General features: G+C 69.6%; 14 protein-coding genes. 6 read left to right on the top strand and 8 right to left on the bottom strand.

The annotated features are described in order from the left end of the window. Positions 1 to 323 precede the first annotated feature (323 nt). The 4 genes from ACFZBB_RS22505 (at position 324) to ACFZBB_RS22490 (ending at position 4,501) form a co-directional block, all read left to right on the top strand. Complete coding sequence (locus ACFZBB_RS22505) at positions 324 to 857, top strand: universal stress protein (RefSeq protein ID WP_391125095.1); 534 nt, start codon at positions 324 to 326, stop codon at positions 855 to 857. 120 nt (positions 858 to 977) lie between these two features. Continuing rightward, positions 978 to 1,700 (top strand): pyridoxamine 5'-phosphate oxidase family protein, encoded by a 723-nt coding sequence (locus ACFZBB_RS22500; protein ID WP_391125092.1) that lies wholly within the window; start codon positions 978 to 980, stop codon positions 1,698 to 1,700. 632 nt (positions 1,701 to 2,332) lie between these two features. Continuing rightward, positions 2,333 to 3,025, top strand: coding sequence for a PRC-barrel domain-containing protein (locus tag ACFZBB_RS22495; protein ID WP_391125089.1), 693 nt, complete (start codon positions 2,333 to 2,335; stop codon positions 3,023 to 3,025). A gap of 597 nt (positions 3,026 to 3,622) precedes the next feature. Then, positions 3,623 to 4,501, top strand: a complete 879-nt coding sequence (locus tag ACFZBB_RS22490) for an ATP-grasp domain-containing protein (RefSeq protein WP_391125086.1) — start codon at positions 3,623 to 3,625, stop codon at positions 4,499 to 4,501. A 25-nt stretch (positions 4,502 to 4,526) separates the two neighbouring features. Here ACFZBB_RS22490 and ACFZBB_RS22485 read toward each other — a convergent pair whose 3' ends face one another. Beyond that, a complete protein-coding gene (locus tag ACFZBB_RS22485) occupies positions 4,527 to 5,030 on the bottom strand; it encodes a hypothetical protein (RefSeq protein WP_391125083.1) in 504 nt (167 codons plus the stop codon). Positions 5,031 to 5,034: 4 nt separating this feature from the next. Next, positions 5,035 to 5,268 carry a recombinase gene (locus tag ACFZBB_RS22480; RefSeq protein WP_391125080.1) on the bottom strand — a complete coding sequence of 78 codons (234 nt, stop codon included), beginning with the start codon at positions 5,266 to 5,268 and terminating at the stop codon, positions 5,035 to 5,037. A 135-nt stretch (positions 5,269 to 5,403) separates the two neighbouring features. On the opposite strand from ACFZBB_RS22480, the gene ACFZBB_RS22475 reads away from it, so the two are divergent. Next, positions 5,404 to 5,889, top strand: coding sequence for a hypothetical protein (locus tag ACFZBB_RS22475; RefSeq protein ID WP_391125077.1), 486 nt, complete (start codon positions 5,404 to 5,406; stop codon positions 5,887 to 5,889). Here ACFZBB_RS22475 and ACFZBB_RS22470 read toward each other — a convergent pair. The 6 genes from ACFZBB_RS22470 to ACFZBB_RS22445 form a co-directional block, all read right to left on the bottom strand. Next, entirely contained in the window at positions 5,855 to 6,637 is a 783-nt protein-coding gene (locus ACFZBB_RS22470) for an IS5 family transposase (RefSeq protein ID WP_391125074.1), read from the bottom strand. The two genes, ACFZBB_RS22475 and ACFZBB_RS22470, sit on opposite strands and share 35 nt — an antisense overlap. A 434-nt stretch (positions 6,638 to 7,071) precedes the next feature. Then, positions 7,072 to 8,589: an aldehyde dehydrogenase gene (gene adh, locus ACFZBB_RS22465; protein ID WP_188283206.1), complete on the bottom strand. Its 1,518-nt coding sequence runs from the start codon at positions 8,587 to 8,589 to the stop codon at positions 7,072 to 7,074. A gap of 156 nt (positions 8,590 to 8,745) precedes the next feature. Beyond that, positions 8,746 to 9,978, bottom strand: coding sequence for a GAF domain-containing protein (locus ACFZBB_RS22460; RefSeq protein WP_391125071.1), 1,233 nt, complete (start codon positions 9,976 to 9,978; stop codon positions 8,746 to 8,748). A 301-nt stretch (positions 9,979 to 10,279) separates the two neighbouring features. Continuing rightward, entirely contained in the window at positions 10,280 to 10,726 is a 447-nt protein-coding gene (locus tag ACFZBB_RS22455) for a hypothetical protein (protein ID WP_391125068.1), read from the bottom strand. A gap of 177 nt (positions 10,727 to 10,903) precedes the next feature. Further along, positions 10,904 to 12,802: a coagulation factor 5/8 type domain-containing protein gene (locus tag ACFZBB_RS22450; RefSeq protein WP_391125065.1), complete on the bottom strand. Its 1,899-nt coding sequence runs from the start codon at positions 12,800 to 12,802 to the stop codon at positions 10,904 to 10,906. Positions 12,803 to 12,997: 195 nt separating this feature from the next. Further along, positions 12,998 to 13,417: a TOBE domain-containing protein gene (locus ACFZBB_RS22445; RefSeq protein WP_391125062.1), complete on the bottom strand. Its 420-nt coding sequence runs from the start codon at positions 13,415 to 13,417 to the stop codon at positions 12,998 to 13,000. 247 nt (positions 13,418 to 13,664) lie between these two features. Here ACFZBB_RS22445 and ACFZBB_RS22440 point away from each other — a divergent pair, with 247 nt between their 5' ends. Continuing rightward, the gene (locus ACFZBB_RS22440) at positions 13,665 to 14,060 is read left to right on the top strand and encodes a TOBE domain-containing protein (RefSeq protein WP_391125059.1); all 396 of its coding nucleotides are present in this window, start codon (positions 13,665 to 13,667) and stop codon (positions 14,058 to 14,060) included. The last annotated feature ends 23 nt before the right edge of the window (positions 14,061 to 14,083 follow it).

Here is a 14,083-nt window from a genome sequence, read left to right as displayed (position 1 = left end):
AAGGATGGCGGATTCCCTGGTCCAGGACATACTGACCGGCAGGACCGCGGGCAGTGCGTGACGGGCGGAGGGGATGTGACCGGCGGAGGTCATATCAGCAGCCCTCAGACGCTCCCGTTCGTCCAACTCGTTGGAGCCGCCCTGTAGTTCATAACCGCATCGTCGCCGCGCCAGATCGTCGTCGGTAGGGCCGGATGGTCCCTCCTCTCCGGCTCAGCGGCCCCCCAGGTCCACCGGATTCTTCTGAGGACTGGCCGCAAATCCATTTCGGAGAGCCGGTCGGCCCCTTGGCCGCGGTACTGGTGCCGCACCATCGTGGAGTTATGAAAATCCAAGAGACCAACCTGAGGGAATTTTCCGGGGCGCGGCCGATTGTCGTCGGGGTGAACGGTTCCCGTGCGTCCCTCGCTGCCTTGCGATGGGCCGCGGCGGAAGCGGAGGCGCGCAAGGTGCCCCTGGTGACGGTGCACGCCTGGGAGCCGTCGGCCCGTCGGCGTGCGCCGTATGCCACCGTGGCGGAGCGCCGTACACCGGCCGAGGACCGGGAGTCCGGACTGAGGCTGGTCCAAGTCGCGGTGGCCGCAGTCCGGATGGCCCATCCGGGCGCCGACGTGCGGGCGGCGCTGGCCGAGGGACCGCCGGTCGCGGTACTCCTGCGCTACAGCGACGATGCTCTGCTTCTGACGCTCGGGCAGAGCCTGTGCAGGGACGGCTCGCCGACCGAACTCGGTCCGGTGACCCGCGCGTGCGTCAAGGAATCCCATTGCCCCGTCGTTACGGTTCCGGAGCCCCGCACGACAGCCCGGCACAGCGAACTCCCGGGCGTGGCGCCCGTGGCGACGGCCTTGGCCGGCTGACCTCCTGCGACCAGCACAATGCGACCACACCCCTGAGCCGGGACGAGCTCCGGATGGGGCGACAGTGGATACAGCTACCGCAACGGCCTGCTCGACTTCCGATGAATGGACGTGCTTCACATGCCAGCAGATACCCCGCGGACCTCGGCCGGCCCAGGAGCGGTGCCCTCGCGGAGCGATATCGGACGACGAGTTGCCGCGCGGCGCGAGCAGTTGGGGCTGAGTCGCGAGGAGGTCGCCGGACGGGCTGGTTCCGCAGGTAGCTACCTCCAGTATGTGGAGGAGGAGGCCACTGTGCTCGGCGTCACGTTCCTGCTGCGGTTGGCGAACGCGCTGGAGACGACGGTCGCGGAGCTGAGCGGTGGCACGGTCGATCTGCCCCCGGGTACGGGGCGGGCGGCCCACCACCCTGAACTGCGGGAACTGAGCGGCGATGAGTGCCGGTCGTTGCTGGGCACGCACGGCGTCGGCAGAGTCGTCGTGACCACCGGTGAGGGGCCGGCCATCGTCCCGGTCAACTATCTGGTCGTTCAGGGCAATGTGTCGTTCAGAACCGCACTGGACGCGCTGCCCGCACGGGCGGCGGGCACTGATACCGCATTCGAAGCGGATCACATCGACGATGCCCTGAGCCAGGGGTGGAGCGTCCTGATCGTCGGTCAGGCCCACATGGTGACCGACGCCGAATCCCTCCGCATCTTGGAAGAACACGCCTTGACCACGCCGTGGGCCGGTGGCGAGCGCACCTTGTGGATCACCATCGTGCCCAGGCGGGTCACCGGTCGCAGGATCGCCGTGCGGCAGAATCCCGCCGCGGCGGGGCCGTCAGGAAAGCTGCGGTGAGACGCGCCGTCAGGGGACCGGTTCGTCCGCTTGCGACCTCAACGCCGGGGAGGTCAATCGCGGCGGACGGGGACGGTCGGGAGACCATGGAGTACGGAGCGGACCGAATCGCCGTCGCACGGGGCGAACAGGGCCGACGACCCTGCGTTCAGGCGGACGCTGACGGAGCGTTCGGAGACTCCGAGCCGCTGCGAGGCGACAGCGCAGCTCTGGCCACCGATCGGCATCAGGGCCAGCTCCACCCGGTCGAGCGCGACTGACGCCGTCTCGGGGCACCGGTCCCTTATGGAGGGGACGTGAGGTGGGAAAGGCGAAGAGCGCGCCCGATGCGTTGTGATGACGAAGTCCGGTGCGGCGAGCACTTCGGCCATGGCGGCGGCGGTCGACCACGTCGACCATGGGGCGCGAGGTGATAATCCCATCGGACGCATCCATCCGCGAAGGTGGATCGACGAGAACTGCCGAGCAGGGCCCTTCGGCCCCCGGAAGGGCCGTTCGGCATCTGCGCAGACCGCGGGTGCGCAGGACACACTGCGCAGCGGGGCCGGACGTACGACGTACGTAACCGACCGCCCCGGCGCCCGCACTGATCTCACTGGGCGTCCGCACACGATGCGGAACGAGGGAAAGCCATGACACTCACGACGAGGCCCTTCACCATCGGCGCAGAAGTCTCCGACGAGGACGGCGCCTTTGGGGTTCTGCGCCGGGTGGTCGTCGACCCGGTCGCCAGAACCCTCACTCACTTGGTGATCGAGCCCAAGTACCACCACACGGCCGGCCGTCTCGTACCTGTCGGTCTGATCGACCAGTCCGCCGCGCAGATCGCACTGCACTGCACCACGGCCGAGTTCGAGGCTCTGTCGAGCGCTGACGAGAAGCATTTTGTGCCCGCACCGGACAATGAATGGGGCTATGCGGGCGGCGAGATTTTCGCTCTCCCCTACTACGGACTCGGTATGGGGACAGGCGCGGTCGCCATGAGGCCCGTTCTCTCGGTCCCGGGGCCGCGCCTCATCACGCGGGACCGTATTCCCACCGGCGAGGTGGAGATCCGCCGGGGTGATGCCGTGCACGCGACTGACGGTGAGATCGGCCGGGTCCAGGGCCTGGCCGTGGACACCGGCGACTACCACGTCAGCCATGTGCTTCTGGACGAGGGCCACTTGTGGGGAAAGCGACGCGTCGCGATCCCCATCGACGCGGTCGTCAGCGTCACCGGCGACGTCCGGCTCAGCTTGACCAAGGACGAGGTACGCGACCTGCCGCCGGTCGACCTTGACCATGACCCCACCCCGAGCGTCGCCGACGGAGACCCTGTCTGAGCCGCAGGGGGCAAGCTTCCGCTGACCGGCACGGCAAGAGCCGCGACCCGGTGTCGACGTTTCGGCTCTTGCGGTGTCCTCAGGCGTTGACGCGGGCCAATGGCTGCTCTCGCCCCTGACAGCCGGGGACGGAGAGCGGCCGATCCGGACGGAACGGGATCGGATCCCCTTCGCACGGCGCTCCGCCGGACGGTGGGCTCCAGCGGGCTCAGGTGGCTCAAGGCCCGGCGCCGCTGCGACGAGACAGGCACCGGGTTCGCCACCCGACCGCGCCCGTAGTGCGCATGGAACGTGTAGAAGCCGCTTACTACCGACAGGGCGTCGTTGATCGTCGTCGGTGCGTACCCGGGGCTGAGGTACGGCTTCCCGGTCCGCGGATTGACCGTTCCCGGAGGCGGCGACTGCGGGTTGCGCCGCTGGCGCTGCGGGTTCGGGGCCGTACGTAGCCAGCCGGTCAGGACGGCCGTCTCCGCCTCGGTCGCTCGTTCCCAGGCCACATCGAGCAGCCACAGCAGTCTTCTTGCACTTGGCAAGATGCCGTGCCTGGCAGCGCGAAACCCGTGGTCCGAGAGCTGGAGGTTCCGTAGCGTGTCGGTCATGCCGATGCCCGTCTTGTACTGCCGTGATTCGTTGAACCCTCGACGCGTAGACGAACACTTCGCGCTGGAGGCTCGGGAGGTCCGCGCCTGTGGCGGGGCAGTAGCGCTGATCGACCACGACGCCCTGTTGCAGGGCCACGCGCAGCAGGCAGTTGCACAAGTTCCGGCTGGACTGGGAAGCGCCTGGTACCGAGGCTGGATGATTCCCAGCGATCGATACGCCGCGTTGGCTGAGGCCCTGAGCCGACGCGGCACCGAACTGCTCGTGACACCGGAGCAATACCGCACTGCTCACGAACTGCCAGGCTGGTATGCAATGTTCGTCGACATCACGCCCGCGAGCGTGTGGCGTCCCACGAAGCCCGGTGAGATGCTGACCGCCGTCGACCTGGCTGCTCTCGCTGAGCCCCTGTTGCCAGGCTCGGGAATCGTGAAGGACTACGTCAAATCCCGCAAGCACGAGTGGGAGCAGGCGTGCTTCATTCCCGATCTCGCCGACGCCGTGGAGCTGACGCGGGTCGTGCAGCGTTTTGTAGAGTTGCAGGAGGAGTTCTTGGCCGGTGGGATCGTTCTCCGCGCCTTCGAGGCGTTCTCGCGGCTTGAGTCCGTCGCGGCTGAAGTTCGCGTCTGGTGGCTGGATGGTGAACCCAGGCTGCTGACGCCCCATCCGGATAGCCCGTTTGGGCGCGGGCTGGTGCCCGACCTTGATCACATCGGGCCTGCTGTGCGGCGCCTAGGATGCCGGTTCGTCACAACCGACGTGGCCCTTCGCTCGGACGGGGTGTGGCGGGTCGTCGAAGTCGGTGACGGCCAAGTCAGTGATCTGCACCAGTCGAGCAGCCGAGGCGAAGTGGCCGCACTGCTGGTCGGTCCGTAGCACTTGCATTCCTTCCCCTCACCAGTCAAGTGGTGAGCTCGTCAGGCCTTGACCGGTTCATGGGCGAGAGCCAGTCGTCTGTGTCGCGGTGGCGGCCGAGTCCGACTGCGGAGAACTCGTCGACGTGACTGCCCCTGGCGGCCCCGAGTCGCCGCAGCACCTGAGAGATCGGAGTGCCGGTCGCCGGCGACGGCTCCCCTTCGGCCAGACGTAATGGGCCAAGGACCACCTTGCCCGCATCCCAGACCTGGGCGGTCTGGGTCCCCGCCCCGCCGAAGTAATCGGCCTCGACGTAGGCTACCGGTCCTGTCTCCGAACACGCGGTCAGAAGGCGATCAAAGCCCGCCGGTGCCTTCCAGAACCCGTTGAGTTCGGATGCTCCGGCGATCGCGACGGCATCGAACAGCGCGTCGGTCATCGGCAAGAGCCAGAGGCGCTGGCCGAGAGGAACGATGCACGCCTCGGTGGTGGAGCCGGCCAACTCGCGGAGCGCGGATTCGGCTGCGATAACCGCCTGCAGGCAATACATCCCCTCATTCTCGCCTGGCCGCTGATCGCGGCGCGACGCCGGGTATGCCGAGGTCGACCGGCGCGACCCTGGCGAGCCGACGGGTCTGGTCCCTTTTCTGGCGCAGGAAGGACAGGGTGAGGTCGATCCCTTCGATCTCACCGAGCCACCCCTCTGCTTCGGCCCGAGCCCGGCCGGCCAGAAGGTCGACTTCGATCTCGTCGAGGCGGGGCAGCATCTTCGGATTGATATTGATCATGGGACATCTCAGAAGCTGTTGTCTTTCCGAAGGTGATCGCTGTGTTTCCGCTGGTCAGGTGTGATGTTGGCGGTTCGGCGGCAGGGATGACGTGTCGTGTCGTCTCTTCGGTGGAGGTGCCGGGTGCCGTCTGTGATGGGACTGCTGGAGGAGCGGGAGCGTGCCGTCCGGCGGCAGGTGGAGGCACTGCAGGCCGAACTTCGGGAGGCGGAGGCCGTGCTGGAGCGATTCGTGATCGCTCGTGAGACGGTCGGCCAGGTCCTGGCGGAGCCGCGCTGCGGCCAGGCGGCGCCGCCTGCGGTGACCGATAGGCCTCCGGTTCCGGGTTCGGCCGCGGGTGCGGTGCCCGGCTCGGTGGTGCCGGTGTGGCGGGACGCGCTCGACGCAGGTGTACTGGCTCGGGACTACCAGCGGATCATGAACATCGTGGCGGATCCGGCTCGGTCGGGTGGAGAGGGGATGGATTGCCGGGAGCTCGCGGCCGCTCTCGGGCTTGCGCCGGTGCCGGCGAAGGTCGAGGGGGTGCGGGTGAAGGCCAAGCGTCTTGTCGCCCGCGGTTGGCTGGCCGAGGACAAGCCGGGCAAGTTCAGTGCCGTCGCCGGGCGAGGCGGCGGCTCATGACCGTGGCCATCGACCAGAGGATCATCGCCTCCGCGCTGTCGGTGCGCCGTTCGTAGTCCCGGGCCAGGCGGCGTGAGCGCATCAACCACGCGAACGTCCGCTCCACCAGCCACCGCTTGGGCAGGACGCTGAAGCCGCTGGTGTCGTCGCTGCGTTTGACGACTGCCAGCGCGATCCGCAGCATGTCGCGGGCGAAGTCGACCAGTTGTCCGGTGTAGCCGCCGTCCGCCCACACCCGCCCGATCCGCCGGTGCCGATGCCGCAGCCGGGCCAGCAGCGTCCGCCCGGCCTCGCGGTCGGTGACCGATGCCGCCGTGACCATCACGGTCAGCAGCAGCCCGAGCGTGTCCACCACCATATGCCGCTTGCGTCCGTTGACCTTCTTGCCGCCGTCGAAGCCTCTGGTGGCGGCCGGCACCGAAGTGGCCCCTTTCACCGACTGCGCGTCGATGATGCCCGCGGTCGGTTCCGTATCCCGGCCGGCCGCCTGGCGGACCCGGTCACGCAGCCGGTCGTGCAATTCGCCGATCAAGCCCTGGTCGCGCCAGCGCCGCCAGAACGCGTAGACGCGGTCCCACGCGGGAAAGTCCGCGGGCATCGCCCGCCAGGTGATACCGCCCGCGACCAGGTAACGCACCGCATCCACCATCTGCCGGTGGCAATAGCCCTCCGGCTGCCCGCCCCTGCCCTCCATCCAGCCGGGCACCGGCAGCAGATCCCGCACCGCAGCCCACTCCGCGTCGGTCATGTCCGACGGGTATCGCGGTTCCCGGTCCGGGCGGTTGCCCGCATTCCCGAAACGGTGCGCGAGGCAGTCACACGACGGGGTGAACGGGTTGGACCCGGTCGGCGCGAGGGCGTACAACAGCGACAACAGGGCCTCCTGGCAAACTCGTTGGTCTCGACAGCCCCGAGATGCACCGGAGGCCCTGTCCTCATGCGTGCCACCGCCGAAGATCACCCGGCCGGGAAGCCAACCTCGAACCCACGCTCACCGTGATCGATACAGCAACAGCTTCTCAGGCGGCCTGGTCCGGAAATAGACCGGAACAGCTGGTCAGGGGTGGGAGACCAGTGGGAGATATCGGGAGAATACCGGGCGCCGCGCCTCGACGGCGCTGAGGAGCCCAAAGCGGTGCCTGGCCCGGTAAAAGGCCAGGTCAGGCACCCCTTTTTGTCGGTCTAGAAGAAGCCCAGCTTCTTCGGCGAATACGACACGAGAAGATTCTTGGTCTGCTGGTAGTGCTCGAGCATCATCTTGTGGTTCTCGCGGCCGATGCCGGAATTCTTGTAGCCGCCGAAGGCCGCGTGGGCCGGGTAGGCGTGGTAGCAGTTGGTCCAGACGCGGCCCGCCTTGATCTCGCGGCCGAGCCGGTAGGCGGTGTTGCCGTCGCGGGTCCAGACGCCCGCGCCGAGGCCGTACAGGGTGTCGTTGGCGAGCTTGAGGGCCTCGTCGGTGGAGTCGAAGGTGGTGACCGAGACGACCGGGCCGAAGATCTCCTCCTGGAAGATCCGCATGTTGTTGGTGCCGCGGAAGATCGTCGGCTCGATGTAGAAGCCGCCCTCCAGGCCGGGGACGGTACGGCTGGTGCCGCCGGTCAGGACCTCGGCGCCCTCCTGCTTGCCGATGTCGAAGTACGACAGGATCTTCTCGTACTGGTCGTTGCTGGCCTGGGCGCCGAGCATGGTGGCCGGGTCCAGCGGGTCGCCGCCGACGATGGCGCGGGTCCGCTCCAGGCAGCGGGCCATGAACTCGTCGTAGATCGAGGAGTGGATCAGCGCGCGGGACGGGCAGGTGCAGACCTCGCCCTGGTTGAGGGCGAACATCACGAAGCCCTCGATCGCCTTGTCGAGGTAGTCGTCGTCCGCGGCCATCACGTCCGGCAGGAAGATGTTCGGGCTCTTGCCGCCCAGCTCCAGCGTCACCGGGATGATGTTCTCGCTGGCGTACTGCATGATCAGCCGCCCGGTGGTGGTCTCACCGGTGAAGGCCACCTTCGCCACCCGCGGGCTCGACGCGAGCGGCTTGCCCGCCTCCACGCCGAATCCGTTGACGACGTTGAGCACACCGGCGGGCAGGAGGTCGGCGATCAGCTCGATGACGACCAGCAGGCTGACCGGGGTCTGCTCGGCGGGCTTGATGACCACGCAGTTGCCCGCCGCCAGCGCCGGCGCGAGCTTCCATGTGGCCATCAGGATCGGGAAGTTCCACGGGATGATCTGGCCGACCACGCCCAACGGCTCGTGGTAGTGGTACGCGACGGTGTCGGCGTCGATCTCCGAGATGCTGCCCTCCTGGGCGCGCAGCGCGCCCGCGAAGTAGCGGAAGTGGTCCACCGCCAGCGGCAGGTCGGCGGCCAGCGTCTCGCGGACCGGCTTGCCGTTCTCCCACGTCTCGGCCACCGCCAGCCGTTCGAGGTTCTCCTCGATCCGGTCGGCGATCTTGTTGAGGATGTTCGCCCGCTCCGTGGCCGAGGTGCGGCCCCACGGTCCGGCGGCCGCGTGCGCGGCGTCCAGGGCCAGCTCGATGTCCGGCGCGGTGGACCGCGCGACCTGGCAGAAGGTCTCACCGGTCACCGGGGACGGGTTGTCGAAGTACTGTCCCTCGGCCGGTGCGACCCAGTCGCCCCCGATGAAGTTGTCGTACCGCTGGGCGAAGCTGACGATGCTGCCCTCGGTGCCTGGCTGCGCGTAGACCATGGCGGCGCTCCTCGGTGTACCGGTGTACCGGTGTGCGGGTTACGGTGTCAGCACTCACTGTGGTGGCCCGAGGTTGGCAAAAGGTTGGCGTCGCGGGGCCTCCGCAGACGCCGGGGCGCGCGGGCGGCGATTCCCGCACGGCCGGTGACCGTCGCGTCAGCTCCGCAGCGCCGCGTTCAGCCGGCTCGCCGCGATCCCGCGCCGCGCGTCGCCGGGACCGAGCAGCCGCAGCGCATGCTCGTGCACGGCGGCGTCGTACGGCGCCCGCTCCCCGTACCGCAGCGCGTGCTCGGGGCGGGTGTCGGCGAGCACCGCCTCGCGGACCACCACTTCCAGATGCTCGCGCCAGGCCACGATGCCCGGAGCCTCCGACATCGGCAGCAGCGGTCCCCGGTAGTGGCCGACGGCCGCCGCGATGTCACCGCACTCCAGCGCCCTCAGCACCTCGGCCGCGTCACAGCTCACCGGCACCGTCAGCGCGTACCGCCTGGTAGCCACACCGCCGTTCAGCGCGCGCCGCAGATGAGACAGTTCGGCCTTGAACGTGGACGCGGTCACGCAGCGGTCGCCGTACAGCGACGCGCGCAGCCGGTCGGGCGCGAAGCCCTCGGGCTCCAGGGCGAGCAGCGTCAGGATCTCCAGTTGGCGCGGCGGCAGATGCAGCGGCTCACCGTCGCTGCTGGCCTGCGCCGTACCGAGGCAGCGCAGTTCGAGACCGGCGGGGCGCTCCGGCTCCGGCGCGCCGTCCAGCAGGCGCGCCTCGATGGCGGAGGCCAGGGTGCGTACGGTCGGCAGGGCCAGCGGGTGCGAGCGGTCCCACGTGGTGGAGAGGTCGAGGACGCCCAGCACCCGGCCGTCGGGGGCGTGGATGGGCGCGCAGTAACAGACCCAGCCGTGCAGGGCCGCGACCAGGTGCTCGGCGGAGAAGACCGTGCTCGGGCGGCCGGTGCGCAGCGCCAGGGACAGCGCGTTGGTGCCCATCGCGCGCTCGTCCCACCGCCCGCCCGGCGCGAAATTGACCCGCTCCGCCCTGCGCCGCATCAGCCTGCCGCCGCACGTCCACAGGATCGTGCCGGACTCGTCGGTCACCGCCGCGACGAAACCCGCGTCCTCGGCGATGCTGTGCAGTTCCTCCGACAGGTCGGCGACCGGCGCTCGCAGCGGCGACCCCTTCCACCGCGGATGGACCGCGCCGTCCTCGGAGACCGGCGCGCTGTCCCGTGCGGGATCCACCGTGCCGACGCTGCGCACCCAGGAGTCGGTGACCTCACGGCGCAGCGGCGCCGGGCCCGCCGGATAGCCCCCCGCCGACCTCAACTGCGGTACGCGGCGGGCCCATTCGTTTTCCAGTACGGTCCTGCGGTGCTGGAGCGCACCCTGCTCTGCCATGGCCTTCCCGACTTCTGTGTCGTCTTCGTCGTCGACATGGATGTCCGGGCACTGCCGGGTGCCACCTCGTAGGGGAGACGGCGTGATCCGCATCATAATCGGACACCTCGCCCGCAGGAAGGCTGTTCGCGGCAGTCCGCACCGCGTTCGAGTCCGGGCGGCAGCAGAACGGCTCGTACCGCTCGTGCGGCTCGTATGGCTCCCAGGACGCGACAGACGCGACGGACGCGACGGACGCGCGGAGGGCGGCGCCCCCGTGTCACGGGGCGCCGCCCTCACAGCATCCGAGGACCGCGGTCGGTCAGTGGCCGAACAGGTGCCGCGCGTGACGGTGCCGCGGTGCGGCCGCCGTCTCGGAACCGTCGGCGCTGTCGGCCGCCGTGGAGCCGCCGTACGCGTAGTCGGTCCCGGTGTCCCCGGCCGGTGTGGCCGTGGTGTCCGCCGTGCCCAACTGGGCCGCCAGCGCGTCACGTTCCCTGGCGTTGTCCTTCGCGGCCCTGCGGGCCTCGGTGAGCTTGCGGGACTTGCGCCGGTGGCTCACTCCGCCGCCCATCGCCATCGCGGCGCCGAGGCAGAAGATCAGGGCGAGCGCCAGACCGGCGCAGAAGATCTGAAGGGTGTTCATGGTCGCGATGGAGTGTCCGAGCACCGACACGTTGTACTCGGGACCTCCCGACGTGTTGTCGGCGATGGCGAGGCCGGTGAAAGCACCGGCACCGGCCAGGAGCAGCAATCCCAGGATCAGCATTGCGGTCACCTCCGATGGTGAGCTGCGTACCCCTCGGCTACCCGCCGGACGGCGTCGCATACGTCCCGCCCGTATCGGCCGCCGACCGCCCGCCGCACGCGCAGCCCCGGTGGCGCGGTGCGCCACCGGGGTCCGTCACCATGTGTCACCGCCTGTCACCGGAGTGTGCGCGCGACGTCAGTGCGTCGGCGGGTAGCTCACCACGTCCACCGGGACCGTCGCCGAGCCCTGCGCCGCCGCGCCGTAGTCGTTGATGACGTGGTCGATCACGCCGTCGCCGTTGAGCGAGACGGTCAGCAGGTCGTGGAACCGTACGCCCGGGCGGTCGGGCACCTCGAAGCTGTGGGCGTTGTGGATCGTCGGGTCCACGTTGAAGAAGCAGTAGCTGCCAAGCCCCCAGCCCTCGTGGTGCCGGACCGAATCCGCCACCTTGTAGGCGGCCCAGCCCGCGACGCCGTGATGCCCGTAGGCGGCCTGATTCGGCGGGTCGTACGGCAACTCGTTCTGGAACATGACCGTCCGGCCGTGGTCGCCGTTCCAGATGACGTTGTACTTCTGGTAGTGCTCCACGAACAGGCCGGTGGCCAGGACGTGGTCACCGTTGACGACCACGCCGGTCTCCGCGGTGTTCACCGTCCAGCCGACGCCCGTACCGTGGTCCGCACGCCAGGCCCAGATGTGGTCGAGCAGCACATTGTCGCTGTTGACGACCAGGCTCGTGGTGGCCTTGCCCGCGCCCGCGCCGCCGATCCGGAAGAACACGTCCTGGAGCGAGGTCGGGTCGCGCGGGTCCGTACGGCCGCCGCGCCTGCTGCCGACCTCCAGCAGGGCGGGGGAGTTGGTCTTGCCCGCGTCGAAGAGCAGCCCCGCGACGCGGACGCCCTTGACGTCCGCGACCGTCATCGGCACCGCTCCGCCGACCGGCGTGAGGGTGGGGAAGCCCAGGCCGAGCACCACCGTGCCCGACCACTTGACCTTGATGGACTCCGCCAGCCGGTAGACGCCCGGAGTCAGGAGCAGGTGCTTGCCCTGCGCCAGCGCGCGGTTGATGGTGCGCACCGAGTCCGTGGGCTGGGCGATGAAGAACCGGTCGATGGGGACCGAAGTGCCCTCGGTCGTACCGCCGGACCAGGACGCGCCGACCGCGTCGTGCCGCAGCGACGGCAGGAACACCCGGTAACGGCCCGCCGCGTCGACGTACAGGAAGGGCTTCTCGCGGCTGAGCGGGCTGGTGGCCAGCGTCGTGTACGGCGGGTCGGGGAAGGACTGCTCGGGGGCGCCGACGACACCCGCGAAGACCTGGTTCCACACGCCGTTGGACCAGGAGCCGACCGAGCTGTCCCGCGTCAGCCACTGCTGCTGCGAGGCGTTGATCACCTGCCCGTCCACCACCGAGTCGGCGATGAAGCCGCCGCTGGAGTAACCGCCCTGCCGGGGGAAGAGGAAGAGCTGGCCGCGGATGTGCACCCGGCGCAGCGGCGCGGCCTGCGACACCGCCCACCAGTTGATGCCGTCGGTCGGGTTGACCGCCAGATTCTCCGCCGAGCGCCAGAAGTTGGTGAGCGCGCTGTCGCCGCCGCCCGGCTGCGCCTGCCCCTCGACCCGCACCGCGCCGTTGATGGTCACGTCGTCGGGCGACAGCCCGAGGCCCGCGACCGAGGTGTAGTAGCCGAGCTGCGCGTCGACGTCGTACGTGCCCGGCTTGAAGAGGAAGGCGTAGCGCTGCGTGCCGAATTCGTTGGCGACCTGTACGGCGGTGGCCGCGTCCAGCGCGGCCTGGATGTCGGCGGCGGGCATGCTCGGGTCGAAGACGGTGACGTTCGGGCCGAAGTCGGGTTCCGTGGACGGCGAGTGGCCGCCGGGGGAGTGGGAGCCGGGGGAGTGCGCGCCGGCCGACCGCGCCGCGGCGGGGGTCGCGGCACCCGCCAACGGCACCACACCGGCGAAAGCGGCCGTGGCGATCAGCGAACGGCGGCTCAGACCGCCGCGCTCCCCGGATGTGTGCTGCGACTGCGATGGCGCCTGCGGCTGCTGCGAGTCGGGAAGTGCACTGTCTGCGGCCCTGAACGAAGACATGAGCTACGACCACCTTCTGACGGCGAGGGGGGAATTGAGAGCGCTCTCTTGGAGACGTACCCTCGCGGGCCGCGCGACTGGGTGTCAAGCACGAAGAGAGCGCTCTCTCGCAGCGAATCGGCTGGTGACTCCACCGAGTTCACCAGCACACCACTGGCCTCAGGAGTGCCGCCCCGGCCGCCGGCGGACGGGTCGTCAGACGGTCGCGAGCGAGATCTCCGTCGACTTGATCAGGGCGATCACGGCGGTGCCCTGGGCGAGCCGGAGGTCGACTGCCGCGTCCTTGGTGATCGCGGAGGTCAACTCGCCGCCCTCGACAGAAATCTTCACCGCGGCCATCGCGCCGCCGGTGGCGATGTCCGTGACGGTGCCCGGTAGTTGGTTGCGGATGCTGAGCCCCGAGACCGGGCCCGTGGACAGGGAGACCTCGGTGGACTTCACCAGGGCGCGGACCGCCGTGCCCTCGGCGAGGCCGAGTTCGCCCGCCGCCTCCAGGGTGATCGCGGCGGTGATGTCCTGGCCGCCGTTCAGCCGTACCTTGACGGTCGCCATCACCTCGCCGGGGGTCACGGACGCGACGGTGCCGGGAAGTTGGTTGCGGATGCTCAGGCTCATGGGATACGCCTCGATCGCCGTATGGAATGTCGGATTTGCCGGGTGCGGCTCTCGCACTCTAACCGGGCGCCGTACGCGCGCCGGGGCGCGAACCGGCACGGCGCGTCCGTCGTGTCGGTTCGCCGCCGGCCGCCGGCCGCCGGCCGCCGTCCCTCTGCGGTCCGCCACTGCCGTCCGTCGGGGCTCCGCCGTGTCGTCGCCCGTGGTGTGCGGGGCCGGGCGGCGGGCTGCGCTTATTGTCTTCCCCATGCAGTCCTACACGATCGGCCAGGCCGCGCGGCTCCTGGGCGTCAGCCCCGACACGGCCCGCCGCTGGGCGGACGGCGGCCGGGTCGCCACCCACCGCGACGACAACGGCCGCAGGCTCATCGACGGCCGCGACCTGGCCGCGTTCTCCGTCGAGATCGCGCAGTCCGACAGCGCGGACGAGGACGCCTCGTACACCTCGGTCCGCAACGCCTTCCCCGGCATCGTCACCGCCGTGAAGCTCGGCGACGTCGCTGCCCAGGTGGAGATCCAGGCCGGGCCGCACCGGCTGGTGTCCCTGCTGACCCGCGAGGCCGTCGAGGAACTGGGCCTGGAGGTCGGCATGCAGGCCACCGCCCGCGTGAAGTCCACGAACGTGCACATCGACCGGGTCTGATCCGCCGCGCCTCTGTCCGCACC

The sequence above is a fragment of the Streptomyces sp. NPDC008139 genome (assembly GCF_042957025.1).
Taxonomy (GTDB): domain Bacteria; phylum Actinomycetota; class Actinomycetes; order Streptomycetales; family Streptomycetaceae; genus Actinacidiphila.
Note: the sequence above shows the minus strand (reverse complement) of the source record. Positions and strands in the feature narration are given on the sequence as shown.

Excerpts from the sequence above, each read along its gene's own strand:
- ACFZBB_RS22490 (WP_391125086.1), top strand. The coding sequence starts at position 3,623 with ATGCCGATGCCCGTCTTGTACTGCCGTGATTCGTTGAACCCTCGACGC.
- ACFZBB_RS22440 (WP_391125059.1), top strand. The coding sequence starts at position 13,665 with ATGCAGTCCTACACGATCGGCCAGGCCGCGCGGCTCCTGGGCGTCAGC.
- ACFZBB_RS22480 (WP_391125080.1), bottom strand. The coding sequence starts at position 5,268 with ATGATCAATATCAATCCGAAGATGCTGCCCCGCCTCGACGAGATCGAA.
- ACFZBB_RS22505 (WP_391125095.1), top strand. The coding sequence starts at position 324 with ATGAAAATCCAAGAGACCAACCTGAGGGAATTTTCCGGGGCGCGGCCG.
- ACFZBB_RS22460 (WP_391125071.1), bottom strand. The coding sequence starts at position 9,978 with ATGGCAGAGCAGGGTGCGCTCCAGCACCGCAGGACCGTACTGGAAAAC.
- adh (WP_188283206.1), bottom strand. The coding sequence starts at position 8,589 with ATGGTCTACGCGCAGCCAGGCACCGAGGGCAGCATCGTCAGCTTCGCC.
- ACFZBB_RS22485 (WP_391125083.1), bottom strand. The coding sequence starts at position 5,030 with ATGTATTGCCTGCAGGCGGTTATCGCAGCCGAATCCGCGCTCCGCGAG.
- ACFZBB_RS22445 (WP_391125062.1), bottom strand. The coding sequence starts at position 13,417 with ATGAGCCTGAGCATCCGCAACCAACTTCCCGGCACCGTCGCGTCCGTG.
- ACFZBB_RS22475 (WP_391125077.1), top strand. The coding sequence starts at position 5,404 with ATGGGACTGCTGGAGGAGCGGGAGCGTGCCGTCCGGCGGCAGGTGGAG.
- ACFZBB_RS22495 (WP_391125089.1), top strand. The coding sequence starts at position 2,333 with ATGACACTCACGACGAGGCCCTTCACCATCGGCGCAGAAGTCTCCGAC.
- ACFZBB_RS22455 (WP_391125068.1), bottom strand. The coding sequence starts at position 10,726 with ATGCTGATCCTGGGATTGCTGCTCCTGGCCGGTGCCGGTGCTTTCACC.
- ACFZBB_RS22470 (WP_391125074.1), bottom strand. The coding sequence starts at position 6,637 with ATGACCGACGCGGAGTGGGCTGCGGTGCGGGATCTGCTGCCGGTGCCC.
- ACFZBB_RS22500 (WP_391125092.1), top strand. The coding sequence starts at position 978 with ATGCCAGCAGATACCCCGCGGACCTCGGCCGGCCCAGGAGCGGTGCCC.
- ACFZBB_RS22450 (WP_391125065.1), bottom strand. The coding sequence starts at position 12,802 with ATGTCTTCGTTCAGGGCCGCAGACAGTGCACTTCCCGACTCGCAGCAG.